Origin of the sequence: Burkholderia sp. MSMB1078WGS, from assembly GCF_001528895.1 — a bacterium.
GTDB lineage: Bacteria > Pseudomonadota > Gammaproteobacteria > Burkholderiales > Burkholderiaceae > Burkholderia.
On the sequence record NZ_LPDI01000071.1, the window covers coordinates 93803 to 108783 of the forward strand.

Here is a 14981-nt window from a genome sequence, read left to right on the forward strand (position 1 = left end):
GGTCGCTCAGCATTCGACGAGCGCCTTCACGACGGTCTGCCCCGCTTCCAGCAGACGCGGAAACGCGTCCGGCACCTCTTCGAGCCGCATCCGGTGCGTGTTCAGCGCGCGATCCGGAATGCGCCCCGCGCGCATCGCGTCGAGCACCGTCGCGAAATCCTCGGCGGTGGCATTGCGGCTCGCGAGCAGCGTGGTTTCCCGTTTGTGGAATTCGGGATCCGAAAACGCGACGTGCCCGCGCACGATCGAGATCAACGTGTATTTGCCGCCGTGCGCGACGAATTCGAAGCCGCGATTCATCGCATCGAGGTTGCCCGTCGCGTCGAATACCGCATCGAAATACTCGCCGTTCGTCAACGACGCGAGGCGCGCCGCATCGTCTTCCCCCACCTCCACCGCCGCATCGACCGCCAGATGCTGGCGGCAAAACGCCAGCCGGTCGGCCCGCGTGTCGAGGCACGTGACGTCGGCGCCGCGCAGCTTCGCGAAAATCATCGCGGCCATGCCGATCGGCCCGGCGCCGACGACCAGCGCCCGCTGCCCGGCACGGACGTCGGCGCGCCGCACCGCATGCGCGCCGATCGCGAGAAATTCCAGCATCGCCGCCTGGTCGAGCGAAATGCCGTCGGCCTTGTGGACGAATTGCGCGGGGACGCTGAGGTATTCGGCCAGCGCGCCGTCGCGATGCACGCCGAGCACCTTGATGTTCACGCAGCAGTTCGTGTTGCCGTGACGGCATGCGACGCAGTGTCCGCACGACAGATACGGCATCACGTACACCGCGTCGCCGGCGCCGAGCCCCGACTCGGGTTCCGCCTCCACGACGACCGCGGAAAGCTCGTGCCCCATCACGCGCGGATAGTCGAGATACGGCTGGTTGCCGGTGAAGATGTGCAGATCGGTGCCGCAGATGCCGACGCGCTGCACGCGCAACAGCACTTCGCCGCTGCCGCGCACGGGCAGCTCGCGCTGCTGTACGCGCAGCACGCCGGGGGATTCGCAAATCACGCTGAGCATGTCGGGTTCCTTTCGTTATGGTTCATTCGTCGTGGCGTGCGGTGTCGATCCGGTAAAAGCGGCACGCGTTGCCGCCGAAGAGGTCGGCCAGCGCAGCGGAGCCGAGCAGCCGCGCGCAGTCGTCCTCGCATGCAGCCAGCCATTCGCCGTAGCCGCCGCACGCCGACGCCAGCCGCAACACCGGCCAGTCGCTGCCCCACATCAGGCGCGTCGGCCCGAACAGCTCGGCCAGCGCATCGACATACGGCCGCGTGCGCGCGCGCACGGCATCCGGGCCGGCCGACGGCCCGGCCTCCGTCCACAGGCCGGACAGCTTGCAATGCAGGTTCGGCAGGCTCGCGAGCCTGCGCATCGCCGACAGCCACGGCTGCAGCACGCCGCGCTCGATGAAAGGCTTCGCGCCGTGGTCGATCACGATCGGCAGATCCGGATGGCGTCGCGCGAATGCATGCAGCGCATCGAGATGGCGCGGCATCACCAGCGCATCGAAACCGAGCCGATGCTCGAGCATCGCGGCGACCGCGCGATCCAGTTGCGGATCGTCGATCCACGCGTCGTCGGGCAGATCCTGCAGCATCGGTCGCAAGCCGCGCGCCTTCGGCGCGGAGGCGAACGCGGCGATCCGCGCCGGCGCGTCGTCGGCCTTCATGTCGACCCAGCCGACCACGGCGCCGACGCTCGGCGTGGCGGCCGCGAGATCGAGCAGAAAGCGCGTGTCGGCTTCGCTCGACAGCGATTGCACGAGGACGGTGGTGTCGATGCGCGCGGCATCGAGCAGCGGCGCCAGATCGGCGGGGCCGAAATCCCGGTGAATCGTGTCGAGTTCGGCCGGCGGCCAGCAGCCGGCCCGCGCGCCGATTCGCCAGTAGTGCTGATGGGCGTCGATGCGAACGGTCATGCGCGTGCTCCCGGAGCCGGTGCGTGCGCAGCGATGAGGCCTTCGTCGCGCAGCGCATCCCATAGTTCGGCCGGTGCGGGGCGCTCGAACCATGCGATGTTCTGCTTCAACTGGGCCACGCTGCGCGCGCCGACCACGCACGACACGACGGCCGGATGGCCGAACGGAAACTGCAACGCAGCGGCGGGAAGCGGCACGTCGAAGCGGTTGCACAGCGTGCCGAGCCGCGTGGCCTTGTCGATCACGTCGGCGCTCGCGTCCGCATAGTTGAACTTGCCGTTGCCGGCGAGCAGGCCGGAGTTGAACACGCCGCCGATCACGATGCCCGTCCTTTCACGGGCGCACGCGTCGAGCAGCGGTTCAAGCGCCGTCTGTTCGAGCAGCGTGTAGCGGCCGGCCAGCAGCACGGCGTCGAGCGCCGCTTCGTTCAGCGCATCGGCCGCGACTTCCCATTCGTTCACGCCGAGACCGAACCCGCCGATCTCGCCGCCCGAGCGCAGCGCCTCCAGCGCGCGAAACCCGCCGCCGCGAGTCAACTGTTCCCAATAGTGCGCGTGACGATCGCCGTGCGTCATCGCGCCGATGTCGTGCACGTACAGCATGTCGATTCGCGCGAGCCCGAGCCGTTGCCGGCTATCGTCGTGCGAGCGCATGATCCCGTCGTAGCTGTAGTCGTAGACCGGCCGGAACGGCAGCGGCTCGGCCCAGCCGTCGTCGCCCGGCCGCACGCTCGCGTCGGCGCGCATCAGCCGCCCGACCTTCGTGCTGAGCGTGAAGGCGCCGCGCTCGCGCGAGGCGAGCGCCGCCCCCACGCGCCGCTCGGACAGCGTGTAGCCGTAAAACGGCGCGGTATCGAAATAGCGCAGGCCGGCCGCCCACGCGGCGTCGACGAGCGCAGCGGCATCGACGGCCGACATCGGGCGATAAAGGCCGCCCAGCTGCGAGCAGCCGAGACCGAGGGCCGACATCGTCATCCCGCTGCGCGGCAAGCTGTGCGTGTCGTTTGCGTTCATGAGTCGCGACTCGATACGAGAAAGCGGCACGGCCGGTCAGTACAGGACATTCTTCGCCGCCTGCGAATCGAGGTTCTGCTTGTCGACCATCACGACGCCGGTATCGATCAGCTTCGGCGCGGGCTTGCGCGCGATGACGTCGAGCGCCGTGCGCACGCCCTGGTTCCCCATCTGCCAGGATCCCTGCACGGCGATCGCCTGCACGGTGCCGTCGCGCACGAAGCCCTGCAGATCCTCGTTGCCGTCGAACCCGATCGCCACCACCTTGCCCGCCTTGCCCGACTGCTTCAGTGCGCGGCCCATCCCGACCGCGGTCGGCTCGTTCGCGCCGAAGATGCCCTTCAGGTCCGGGTTCGCCGACAGCACGTCGGTCGTCTGGTTCAGCGCGGTCGCCATTTGCGATTGCGAGTAGTACGGACCGACGATCTGCAGCTTCGAATGGCTCTCGATATATTTGCGGAACCCGCCGACGCGGCTGACCTCGGAGCCCGCGCCCGGCACGTACGACATGATCGCGATCTTGCCGGATTGCCCGACGCGGTCGATCAGCGCTTTCGCGCACAGCGCGCCCGCCTTCTCGTTGTCGGTCGACAGGAACGCCTGGTAATACGGCTTGCCGGCGTCCGCGATGGCCGAGTCGATCAGCACGACGGGAATGTGCGCTTCCCACGCCTTCTTGATCGCGGGGACGAGTGCATCGGGGTCGGACGGCGCGAGCACGATGCCTGCCACATGACGCGTGACCGCGTTGTCGACCATGTTGACCTGCCCGCTGATGTCCGACTCGGCCGCCGGCCCCTGGAACGTCATCGTGTAGCCCTTGGCCCCGTCGAGCGCCGCCTTCGCGCCTTTCTGCACGTTCTGCCAATAATTCGAATTGACCGTCTTGACGATCACGGCGATCTCGCCGCCCGCCGCCTGCGCGCCGCTGCTGCATACCGCGAACACGCACGCCGATGCCGCCAGCAGGATGGATTTGTTCATGTCTCGCTCCGCTTCTCGTTGGTAGGGACTGCTTGCTGCCGGTCAGGGCCGGCGATTGCGCAACTGGTCGATCCACACCGTGCCCAGGATCACGACGCCGATGATGATCTGCTGGATGAAGCTCGACACGCCGTTCATGTTCAGGCCGTTGCGCAGCACGCCGATCACGAACGCGCCGATCGCCGTGCCGGAAATCGTGCCGACTCCGCCCATCAGCGACGTGCCGCCGATCACCGAGCTGGCGATCGCGTCGAGCTCGTACATCACGCCCTCGTTCGGCTGCCCGGTGACGAGCCGCGACATCAGCACGCAGCCGGTCACGCCCGCGAGCGCGCCGGACAGCACGTAGGTGAACAGCTTCACGCCCTGCACGTTCACGCCCGACAGCCGGGCCGCCTCCGCGTTCGACCCGACCGCGTAGATATGACGGCCGAGCGCCGTTCTCGACAGCAGGACGGACACCACGACGAACAGCACGACCATGATCACGACCGGATACGGAATGCCGGGAAAGGTCGTGTCGGGGAACCCGTCCGCGCCGATGCGCGAGATCCGCAACAGCGCGCCGTTGCCGAGCGCGCCGAACGCGTCGCCGAGATCCGATACCGGCCGCGCGCCCGTGATCTGCAGCGCGATGCCGCGCGCGACCAGCATCATGCCGAGTGTCGCGATGAACGGCGGCAGGCCCATCTGCGTCACGCAGATGCCGTTGACGAGCCCGCACAGCGCGCCGACCAGGATGCCGGCCGCCATCGCGGCGGGCACCGGCACGCCGGCCTTGACCAGCAGCGCCGCGCACACGCCGGCCAGCGCGAGCACCGAGCCGACCGACAAGTCGATGCCGCCCGTGATGATCACGCAGGTCGCGGCCACGCCCAGATAGGCGATCGACGTGACCTGCAGGCCGACCGTCATCAGATTGTCGACCGAGAAGAACGCCGCGCTCGAGATCGAGAACGCGAACACGAGCACGACGAGACTGCCCAGCGCCGCGAACTTCTGGATCAGGTCGCGCCGCCGCTGTCGCGCCGCCCGTTCGTCGGCCTGGCTTCGATCGGATGTCATTTCAAGCATGGGAACGCCCCGACGCGTAGTGCATGATCTCCTCCTGACTGGTGTGTTTCGTGTCGAGCAATGCGGTCAATCGACCTTCGTGAAAAACGGCGATCCGGTCGGTCATGCCGAGCAGCTCCGGCAGTTCCGAACTGATCAGCACCACGCCGACGCCGTCGGCGGCGAGCCGGTCCATCAGCCCGTAGATCGCGAATTTCGCGCCGACGTCGATGCCGCGCGTCGGCTCGTCGAAGAACAGGATCTTCGAGCCGCGGTAAAGCCATTTGCCGATGACGACCTTCTGCTGGTTGCCGCCGGACAGGTTGCGCACGCGCTGATGCACGGACGGCGTGCGAATCGCGAGGTCCTGCACGTAGCGGCGCGCCACGTTCAATTCGTCGTCGAAGCGCAGGAACCCGAGACGCGACGCGATGCCGCGCACGTTCGCGAGCGTGAGATTCGCCGCGACGGGCATCGACAGCGCGAGCCCCTCCGTCTTGCGGTCCTCCGACAGATACGCGATGCCGTGCCGGATCGCCTCGCGCGGCGAGCGGATCGTCACGGGCCGGCCGTGCAGCGCGATCGTGCCGCCGTCGGGACGGTCCGCACCGAAGATCGCGCGCGCGATCTCGGTGCGCCCGGCGCCCATCAATCCCGCGAAACCCAGGATCTCGCCGCGGCGCAATGCGAACGACACCGGCCCGAACACGCCGTCGCGGCGCAGGTCCCGCACGTCGAGCAGCACGTCGCCCGTCGGCGCCGACTGCCGCGACGGATAGGCGTCGTCGAGCGAGCGTCCGACCATGCGCGCGACGATGTCGTCGATGCTCACGTCGGCGAAATCGTCCGTCGAGATATGGCGCCCGTCGCGCAACACCGTCACGCGATCGACGATCTGCGCCATTTCGTCGAGCCGGTGCGAGATATACAGAATCGCCACGCCGTCGGCGCGCAGTTCCTCGATGATGCGAAAGAGCTGCACCGTTTCCGCTTCCGTCAGCGACGACGTGGGTTCGTCCATGATCAGCACGCGCGCATCGAGCGACAGCGCCTTCGCGATCTCGACCATTTGCTGCTGCGCGATGGACAGCACGCCGACCTTCGTCGTCGGCGCGACGTTCAGGCCGATTCGCGCGATGCAGCGCGCCGCATCCGCATTCATGCGCCTCGTATCGACGAACGGCCCGCGCCGCGGCTCGCGTGCGAGGAACAGGTTCTCCGCCACGCTCAGGTGCGGGACGAGATTGAGCTCCTGGTGAATGATCGCGATGCCGGCCGCCTGCGCTTCGGAGGCCGAACGAAAGCGCACCGGCGCGCCGCGATAGCGAACGACGCCCTCGTCGGGAAGGTACTGACCGCTGATGATCTTCATCAGCGTGGATTTGCCCGCACCGTTTTCGCCGCACACCGCATGCACTTCGCCGCGGCGCAGGTCGAGGCGAATGCCGTCGAGCGCCAGCACGCCCGGAAAACGCTTGCGAATCCCTTCCAGGCACAGGATCTCCCGGTCCGCTTCGTCCTGGACGACCTGATCGGGCAGATTGCGAGGCAATGCCATTGCGTCTCCTTGGGGTGGATCGACCTCGGCATCCTCTGGTCAGTCCAATTTAGACGAATTACAGCAATCAAACCAATTTTGGTCAAGCCAATTTAACTATTCACATCCGATCTTACCAATGGTGAAAACCCGGACATCGGGATCAACGGGCCGCCGCACTGGGCGAAGCGGCGCACGTGATAGACTCCGCGACACGCGCTTGCGCCGAAAGCGCATTGATCCCACTGCATCGGATGAAATCGACAGAACCCAAGCGGCTTTACCAATCGGTCGCGGCCCAGATCGTCGCGTTGATTCGCCAGGGCGAATTCGCGATCGGCGAGCGGCTGCCGCCGGAACGCGAGCTGGCGCTGACGCTCGGCGTCTCGCGCCCGTCGCTTCGCGAGGCGCTGATCGCACTGGAAATCGGCGGCCAGATCGAGATCCGGATGGGCTCCGGCGTGTATGTGCGCGACACGGCGGCCGATGCGGTCGGCCCGATGGCCACGCTCGGCGACAGCCCGTCGGAATTGATGCAGGCCCGCGCGGCCGTCGAAGGCAGCGTCGCCGCGCTGGCCGCCGCGCGGATGACGGCCGCGATGCTCGAGCGCCTGCGCCGCACGGTGCAGCGCATGAAGCGGCTCGCGGAGGCCGGCAAATCCCCGGTCGAAGCCGACCGGCAGTTCCACATGCTGATCGCGGAAGCCGCCGGCAATTCGGTGCTCACCCGCTTCGTCGGCGAGCTGTTCGACAGCCGCCACGACCCGATCGCGACGGCCATGCGCGGCCACGCGGAGAATCCTCAGACCTGGACCGCCGCCGTGCGCGAGCACGAGGACGTGCTCCTCGCGTTGCAGGCCGGCGATCCGATCGCCGCGCAGACGGCGATCCGCGCACATCTTCGTGCGTCAGAAGCGCGGTGGATCGAAGGCGGGCTCAAAGCCGATCCGGATTGAGCTCACGTGCTCGCCGGCACGCGTCGGCGAGCGCGTCGTCACGCGAGGCCGGCCCGGCTTCCGTCCCGGTCCTGGTTGAAAAACCCGGGTGCTTGCTGCGCGAAGGCGCCAGGATCGTCGCGTCCGGCGTCGACTGACCCCGCCCGGTTGGCCGGTGTACTGGCCGCGCAGATCCACGGCGGTATCGCTGTGCCTGTTGCGGTGGGACTCCCGCCGACGCAAGCACTGACGCTGATTGCTGCGGCGCTGCTGGTCATGTCGTCCATTGAGCTCGGCATGGCATCGATGTTCTTCGCATGCTGCCTGCTGGCAACAAACATCGCCCTTGCGCATGCACTGGTCCACTGCGATGGACTCAACGTGTACCTGCGTGCCTGGCCGTCTTTCATTCAGGAGACCCGCGCTGCGCCGCGAGCAGATGCACTGGTGACCATCGCAGCGGTCGGCTTTCTGGTGATCACAGGATCGGACTATCAACAGTTCGCCATCGCTGCGTGCCGAGCGCGCGATGCGTGGCTCGGCTGCTTGCTCGCGAGCCTTTTTCTCGTAATAAGCGGGTTTCTTCCGGCGGCGACGATTGTCGCGGCGCTTCACGCCGGCAAGCTCGCCAACTTGGCGGAATTGCAAAGGAAAAGGAGGGGATTCCCCCTCCTTGTTCAACATCGTCTTGATTAGAAATCCCCGGGTTTCGCAATCGGCCGAAGCGCAGCTGCGTCGTCCGGCAAGAGGTAGCCCTCCTTGACCGCCTTTTCTTTCGCCTTCTCGAATGCGCTCTGGTAGTTTTGATAATTTCCGTACATCTTGACCAGCTTGCTCTTCGAATACGGAACCTTTGTGTCGTAGATCAGACCGCAACCCGTTTCCTGATCAGTCATGTAGGTGGCGGACGGCACCTGGATCCACGGCGGGCGGACTCCGCCCTCCATATTGCCGGTCACCGGATCGCGCACGACGGCCTTTCCGTTGCGGATGACCCTTGGCGCCTTCGGCATGATCTTGCCGTCTCGTACCCACTTGTCCATACCGTCCAGGACGGCGGAGACAACGTCCTCGACCGGCTCGTCGTAGAGCGTTCGACAGCGCGGATCGTTACCCTTGCCAACGTCGGCGGCCAACAGCTCCTTCTCATCCGTGCCGAGATCGGCCTTCCGCAGATGCGGCATCCCGGTTACTTCGTAATAGCGAAGTTGAGGGCTGTCGGTGTCCGGCGGCACCGGAATGCCGGCGAGCACATCGTGCATCAATTCGGATTCGCTGAAGATTGTCACGAACGGCGCGCCATCCGGCATCTTTTGTGGAACGCGAATCGACTCGCCCCCGACCTCGCCATAGGCCATGCGCCCTGCCATGTACGCATCGATCAAAGGACGACCGTCCGGCATCCGCCATTGCTGGTGGCGTCCCTGATCGAGGTAGTCCATCCACACCTGCGCCGTCACCGCCCAACTATCGACATAGACGCGCTGAACGTTCAGCGGCGCGAGCGGACTTTCCGGCGTATTGGATTTCAACAACAGCGCCAACTGCGCGCCGATACCTTGTGATTGCGGAATAAAAGGATCCGGTACGTTGCCGAGCTTGAAGTGTTCCGGATCGTAATACACACCCAGCGGCGCATAACGCGCGTAATCGAATCGACGCATGAAATCAAAGTTGACGATCTTTCCATACAATGCGATCTGGTCCGCCTCTTCTTTGGGTGTATCCGAGATGAACTTGGGGTCGACCGCAGGCTTGTTGCTGTTGAGCGTATATCCGACGTAAGCGTATCCGCGACTCAGCAGATATTTCCGGGTAAGGATCCAGCCGGCGCCGCGCTCTCCGAACCAGCTGAACGGCTCGATTATCACGGTCCCGTTGAAGCGGGACGGGTCCGTCGGCGCGCGAACGAGAATCCGTGTCAGGTACGGCGCCTGGAACATCGTCTTTCCGGTCGAGGTAATGACCGGCGCGACACCGGATAGGTAGTACTCCTTTTCGGCGTACCCGTATCTGGCCAAATCGATGTATTCGGTTCCAGGGCGGGAAGCCGATGACAGAGGCAGCTTACCGGAGGGCGGGACTTCGACGACGTTGGGCATTCGTGGGACCTCCGCGTTAACCGGTGCGGACGCGCCTGACGCGATCATGATTCCCATCAGGACAACGTATCGAGCTTTCTCTATCAGACCGTGCATGTGAATGTTCCACTATTGATGAGTCTTGTCACTGCGCGAAGCGCGCGATGTACGACATCGCTTCACGAACGTCATTCGGGCGTCCCACGCCACGTCGCGACGAAAGCGCCGGCCCTTCCATTTCCAGCATCTCGTATTCGCTGACGAACAGTATTCCGGCATGGGTTCTTCCTTCGGACAGTTGGCGCCACCCTCGATTTCGGCAAGACCCGGTCACCTTCTCTCCGCAATGTCGATCGAGGGAGCGCACGCTGGCTGCTCGACGAAGAATTAAACAGCGTCTCCAAGCAGCCGAATATCCAGAAACGGCAACTCCGTACGCAACCGGGGGAATACCCTTCCGGAAGGAAACCGCTGACGGCAACGGCCCTATCGCGTCGCCACGTTTCGCATCGCCTCCTGCACCCGCCCCGCGTACTTTGTGCTGATTTGGGCTACCACCTCGTGACATCACAACTCAACACTCGAACCCGCAATTCGCAGTGCTCGTCACGACTTCAATGACGCGCCATCTCCTGTCGGCGGCGCGCTGTACGCACGGCACCACGAGTAGAGAAAAATTCCAACCGGTCGCACATTTCAGGACAATCCCATGCATTCCGTTATCCGAATTTTGTTTCCAGCGCTGCTTGTGGGCACATTTTCGTCGCCCGCAAGCGCATACGAGTTCTATCATGACGGGGTCACGAACCTTGACGCGAATTTGAGCGTGGGCTACGGGTTTTTCAGCGTCCAGCGCAGTTATATCGACCGTCCGGGGCCTACCCGGTGGCAGGAGGGTTATCTCAAGTATGGCTTGAGCGGTAGCACGGTACTCTCCGACGCAGCTTCGATCTACGGTGCCGTGAGTCTTCTCGGCTCGGCCACGTGGGGCGAGGGCGATCCTGGCGGCTTTACGACCGGTCGCGAACGCCGCAACGCGCTCGAGGACGCCTACCTCGGCTGGAAATCCGGCGACTTGATTCCGGCATTGGGAAAGGACGGTATCGACATTTCCGCGGGCAGCCAGTACGTCAACGTGGGCTCCGGTTTCCTGATCAAAGGAGACAAGGTCAGCGCTGGCCGAGCCGTAGACGACGGCCGCTATGATCGTGGTGGCGCTTACTATCTGGCATCGCGCGTGGCTTTCTCGCGAACCGCGGTGCTACGGCTAGGCGGCGACACCGGATGGCACGGAAGCGCCATCTGGCTCAAATCGAACAATCATCTGCAAGCCGATACCGAGTTGGCCGTCGGCACCCTGGACTATACGGCCCAGCCGGGAACGCTCGGGCTGACCTTTATCCATGGCATCAGCATCGACAAGCGATATGTCAGCACACCGAGCCGCCTCGATCGCCCGGGGATGAACACGTACAGTATTCGAGGCGGCGGTGACGCGGGCGTCCCCAATACGCATTTCGCGTTCGAATATGCGTACCAAACCAAGCGATCCGGGAACGACAACGGATGGTATGCCGAAGCCGGATATACGTTCCAGAATGTCCGGTGGCAGCCGTCGCTGAGCTATCGCTACACGCGTTATTCGAAGGATTTCGACTCTCTGTTCCAGGGAGGATTTGGCGATCGCTACCAGGGTGAAATCGCATCCAACTACTCGTTTTCATACAACTTCAACACGCGCATCCAGGACGTCGGGCTCACAGTCCACCCGTCCGAAAAATTGACCGTGACCCTGATGTATTTCAATTTCCGGACGTTGTCCAATCGCTCCACCCTCGATCTCGACGCGTCCGAGCTGACGCTCTATCTGGATTGGGCCATCACCAAGAACCTCCAGTTTTCCCCGAACTTCGGTGTCTACAAGCCACGCAAATACGCCGCAAACGGCGGAAACCAGACCGGTAGCGCGGCCGCGAACTTCTACGCCAACCTCATGATCGTCGCGAATTTCTAGCGTGATCGCCGACCGGCCTGCCGCACATTGCAGCGCCGGCATCGGACTCCATAGCAATCGCATTCGCGTACGCCCCTCGGCGCATCGCACTTGACGGAACTGCTGGATCGGCGAAGGCGCCCCGCTTCCTGGCATGGCATCCGCGGGTTTCTCCCGCTGGGACGACGCGCGATTTGTTTGCAGAATTTCACCTGGCCAAAAACAATCAATCGCCCTACGCACTTCCGTCGCCCCCCCGCCGAGATTTCTTGTCATGAAGAGCATCGACCGATTTGATGACGTGAATGCCCACGCAGCGTCGATCAAGCACTGGAATCAAACCTACAGCCAGATATCGGCGGGTTCGCTCGAAAGCTCGCTGATGCAACTTACGAGCGTGCGCTGCCACCTTTTTCGGGAACGGATAAACCAGCGCGTCGTTCAACACGGCGCAGCTCCGTCAGAAAAGATTTGCTTCGCCATACCGATTTCCGCGTCCGGATCGGTCGTCATGCAAGGCCGCAAGGCAGACTGCAACAGCGTTCTCTTTCTGCGTGGCGGCGAGGAGTTCATGTTTCATATGCCAACGGGCATGGATATGCTCTCGATCAACTTCGATCGCGACATGTTCGAATCGGCACTATCGACCCTCACGAACGCCCACGAGATCACGACGCTCCTCAAGCAACCCGTCATCCGGTTGCCCAAACCGCGCCTGAACGCGTGCCGCCGTCGCCTGCTCGCGATATTCTCGGAGGCGTTCTTCGACGACGAAGGCAGCACCATCCAGCATGACGAAGGCGCATTCGAGCAATTCGTTCTTCACGAAATTATTCAACTGATCAGCAGTCCAGATTGCAATCTACGTCAACGCAACGGCAGCTCCACCCAAAGTTTCATCGTCGAGAAATGTCATCACCTGGCCATGTCGGAGAGAATCGATGTTCCCAGTGTGATGGAGCTGTGCCAGCAACTGCAGGTCAGCCGGCGCACGGTGCAAAACAGCTTTCGATCGGTGACCGGAACGACACCGTCGAATTACCTTCGGTCCGTGCGGCTCAACGGCGTGCGTCGCAGCCTGATGTCGACGCATCCATCCAAACTCCTGATCGGCGATGCCGCCGCCCGATGGGGATTCTTCCACTTGAGCCATTTCGCCGAGGACTACCTTGAACTCTTCGGCGAGTTGCCTTCGCATACCAAAAGGCCGGTTCGGAACGACGGATAGACGATCGGCGAGCCGGCATGATCCGATCGCCGGGCCCGGTGGTCATGCGGGAGCCTTGCATCCATTCCGACGGCCGCGGCCACCGCCCTGCCCCTCGTCTTCCGCGACCGAAGTCGCTGCCGGAGCGCGTGCGCAGATTCACGTGATGGCCGATAGGCGAGCGGCGACCCGCGTATGCGAAGCACCCGACGTACGCCGAGGATGACGGGTCAATTCACCTGTCCGACGTCAATCAGGGATTTGAGATCCGCTGTCGGGTCGGCCAGCATCGCGGCAGGGATACGCGTTCGCTGCACGATCAGCTTGCGCGCCAGCACATGTTCCGACGGCCGATTGACGGAATGCGCGGCCGCCACCGCACCGGCCCGAAGGTAGAACACCGTGAAGCGATCGCTGGCGGGTGCTCCGCGCAATACCATCTGGTCTCCGGATGCGGGCAGTCCGGCCATCTGGAATCTCAGGTCGTGCTGCTCGCTCCAGAACCACGGCACGGCCGAAAGCGGTCGAGGCCGACCGACCAGCACCGAGGCCACCGCACGCGCCCCGTCGCTGGCGGCCTGGATGGATTCAAACCGCATTCTGGCCGGACTGCCCGGAAAAGACGGCTGCGTCATGTTCGCCACATCGCCGACGGCCAGTACGTTCCGCACCGAGGTGCGGCCCAACGCGTCGACAAGGATGCCGTCGTTGCAGGCGATGCCGGCGGCATCGGCAAGCTCCACGTTCGGCAACACGCCGATACCCGCTACGACCAGGTCGCAATCCACCGTGCGGCCATCGTCGAACTGGACGGCCTCGACGCTACCTTGGCGGCCCGTCAGCGCCCGTACGCTGCGGCCCAGCTCCAGCGAAACCCCGCGCTGACGGTGCGCCTGCGCCACATAGTCCGACATGAACGCCGGAAAGGCGCGTGCGAGGAGGCGCGTCTGGCTTTCGACCACGGTAACCCGGGTTCCGGCGGAGATCAGCGCGGCCGCGACCTCCAGGCCGATAAATCCGCCGCCGACGATGCACGCGCTCGAGCAACGGCCGAGCCTGCGCTGCACCGCCAGCGCGTCCTCCAGCGTGCGCAGCTGATGCACGCCCTGAAGTTCTGCGCCGGGAACCGGAAGCGGGCGGCAGCGCGCTCCCGTAGCGAGTGCAAGCCAGTCGTATTCGAGGCTCTCGCCGTCCGCCAGCCGCACGCGGCGCGCGGCCAGATCCAGCGCTGTAGCGCGTTGCCCCACGCGCAGATCGATGCATTGCTCGGTGTAGAAATCCGGGCTGCGCAGCGCGAGTTGGCCGATACCGGTCTTGCCGGTGAGCAGGCCCTTGGAAAGAGGCGGGCGCTGGTAGGGCGCGTGCGGCTCGTCTCCGATCAGGACGATAGGTCCATCGAATCCCTGTTCGCGCGCGGCCGCGGCGAGATGGGTTCCGGCATACGAGGCCCCGACGATAACGAGCCGGGCTTTTTTTGAGGATGTCAAAATTGTCTCCCGAGGAAACACCCCGGCGGTCCATGGGTTCGAACCGGATCGGTGCACGGCGCGCAACGTGCGCGCCGAAACTGGCCTTCACGGACGACGTGCGGGGCAAGCCGACGCTTCGACAACCGCGCGGCCGCACCGATGTTCGACGACGCGGATCATTTGCCGGGCAGTACGGTTTGCAAGTGCGTTGAAGAGGATGACGAGCCTGTCTCGCCCGCAGACGATCGGAGACGTCCATCCGAGAACGTCTCCGATCGCCGAACGGTCGCGGCGCCCGTCGATGTACAACGCATACGAAGGGGCACGAAACACGAAGCTCCGTATTCGAGCCCGGGTTCATCGCCGTCAGGAACAGGGGTGGGATAGCCGCCCCTCCTAACCTTGCTTCTCCGGCATTCTCAGGACCAGACCGTGCAATTCTCGTGTCAACTTGATCTGACAAGCCAGCCTGCTGTTCTCCTTCGTTGCACCCAACGGCTCGAGCAAGGCAAGCTCGATCGCCGGATCGGCTTTGCCGGTCACGCCGAGCCAGGATTCGTCGACATAGACATGGCAAGTCGCACATGAGGCCTGGCCGCCGCAAAAGCCGTCGATACCGGGCACTCCATTTTCCAGTGCCGTCTCCATTGCATTGGCGCCGTCCAGCGCGACCACGACGTGTTCGTCGCCATTCGATTCGATATAGGTAACTTTTGGCATATTCAAGAAAGATAGTTTTTCAATGAGCACGCGTGACTCTGTTCGATATCGAGTCCTGCGTGCGAGTTGGATAT

General features: G+C 64.2%; 13 protein-coding genes. 4 read left to right on the plus strand and 9 right to left on the minus strand.

Annotation, left to right across the window (positions count from 1 at the left end; genetic code table 11):
- Window positions 1-6 precede the first annotated feature (6 nt).
- From WT24_RS17455 to WT24_RS17480, 6 genes are read right to left on the minus strand one after another with little or no spacing between them, the layout of a single operon-like run.
- Entirely contained in the window at window positions 7-1017 is a 1011-nt protein-coding gene (locus tag WT24_RS17455; RefSeq protein ID WP_060035157.1) for a zinc-binding alcohol dehydrogenase family protein, read from the minus strand.
- Between the two features lie 22 nt (window positions 1018-1039).
- Entirely contained in the window at window positions 1040-1915 is an 876-nt protein-coding gene (locus WT24_RS17460; RefSeq protein WP_060035159.1) for an amidohydrolase, read from the minus strand.
- Entirely contained in the window at window positions 1912-2928 is a 1017-nt protein-coding gene (locus tag WT24_RS17465; protein WP_060035161.1) for an aldo/keto reductase, read from the minus strand. The genes WT24_RS17460 and WT24_RS17465 overlap by 4 nt, the downstream gene beginning before the upstream one ends.
- Before the next feature lie 36 nt (window positions 2929-2964).
- On the minus strand, window positions 2965-3912 hold the full coding sequence (locus WT24_RS17470) for an ABC transporter substrate-binding protein (RefSeq protein WP_059794465.1): 948 nt from the start codon (window positions 3910-3912) through the stop codon (window positions 2965-2967).
- Window positions 3913-3954: 42 nt separating this feature from the next.
- Window positions 3955-4986: an ABC transporter permease gene (locus WT24_RS17475; protein ID WP_060035162.1), complete on the minus strand. Its 1032-nt coding sequence runs from the start codon at window positions 4984-4986 to the stop codon at window positions 3955-3957.
- A complete protein-coding gene (locus WT24_RS17480) occupies window positions 4979-6523 on the minus strand; it encodes a sugar ABC transporter ATP-binding protein (protein WP_060035165.1) in 1545 nt (514 codons plus the stop codon). Before WT24_RS17480 ends, WT24_RS17475 begins: the two co-directional genes overlap by 8 nt.
- A 233-nt stretch (window positions 6524-6756) precedes the next feature.
- On the opposite strand from WT24_RS17480, the gene WT24_RS17485 reads away from it, so the two are divergent.
- Together WT24_RS17485 and WT24_RS17490 are read left to right on the plus strand one after the other, a co-directional pair.
- Complete coding sequence (locus WT24_RS17485) at window positions 6757-7458, plus strand: FadR/GntR family transcriptional regulator (protein WP_034209092.1); 702 nt, start codon at window positions 6757-6759, stop codon at window positions 7456-7458.
- A gap of 147 nt (window positions 7459-7605) precedes the next feature.
- Entirely contained in the window at window positions 7606-8133 is a 528-nt protein-coding gene (locus tag WT24_RS17490; protein ID WP_257127507.1) for a hypothetical protein, read from the plus strand.
- Here the strand turns inward: WT24_RS17490 and WT24_RS17495 are convergent.
- Window positions 8130-9539, minus strand: coding sequence for an alpha/beta hydrolase domain-containing protein (locus WT24_RS17495; RefSeq protein WP_257127508.1), 1410 nt, complete (start codon window positions 9537-9539; stop codon window positions 8130-8132). The two genes, WT24_RS17490 and WT24_RS17495, sit on opposite strands and share 4 nt — an antisense overlap.
- A 688-nt stretch (window positions 9540-10227) precedes the next feature.
- On the opposite strand from WT24_RS17495, the gene WT24_RS17500 reads away from it, so the two are divergent.
- Window positions 10228-11532 (plus strand): alginate export family protein, encoded by a 1305-nt coding sequence (locus WT24_RS17500; RefSeq protein WP_060035167.1) that lies wholly within the window; start codon window positions 10228-10230, stop codon window positions 11530-11532.
- Between the two features lie 253 nt (window positions 11533-11785).
- Window positions 11786-12739 (plus strand): helix-turn-helix domain-containing protein, encoded by a 954-nt coding sequence (locus WT24_RS17505; RefSeq protein ID WP_060035169.1) that lies wholly within the window; start codon window positions 11786-11788, stop codon window positions 12737-12739.
- 209 nt (window positions 12740-12948) lie between these two features.
- On the opposite strand, the gene WT24_RS17510 is transcribed toward WT24_RS17505, so the two are convergent.
- On the minus strand, window positions 12949-14205 hold the full coding sequence (locus WT24_RS17510; protein ID WP_060035257.1) for an NAD(P)/FAD-dependent oxidoreductase: 1257 nt from the start codon (window positions 14203-14205) through the stop codon (window positions 12949-12951).
- A 378-nt stretch (window positions 14206-14583) separates the two neighbouring features.
- Entirely contained in the window at window positions 14584-14937 is a 354-nt protein-coding gene (locus WT24_RS17515; RefSeq protein ID WP_257127509.1) for a 2Fe-2S iron-sulfur cluster-binding protein, read from the minus strand.
- Window positions 14938-14981: the final 44 nt, after the last annotated feature.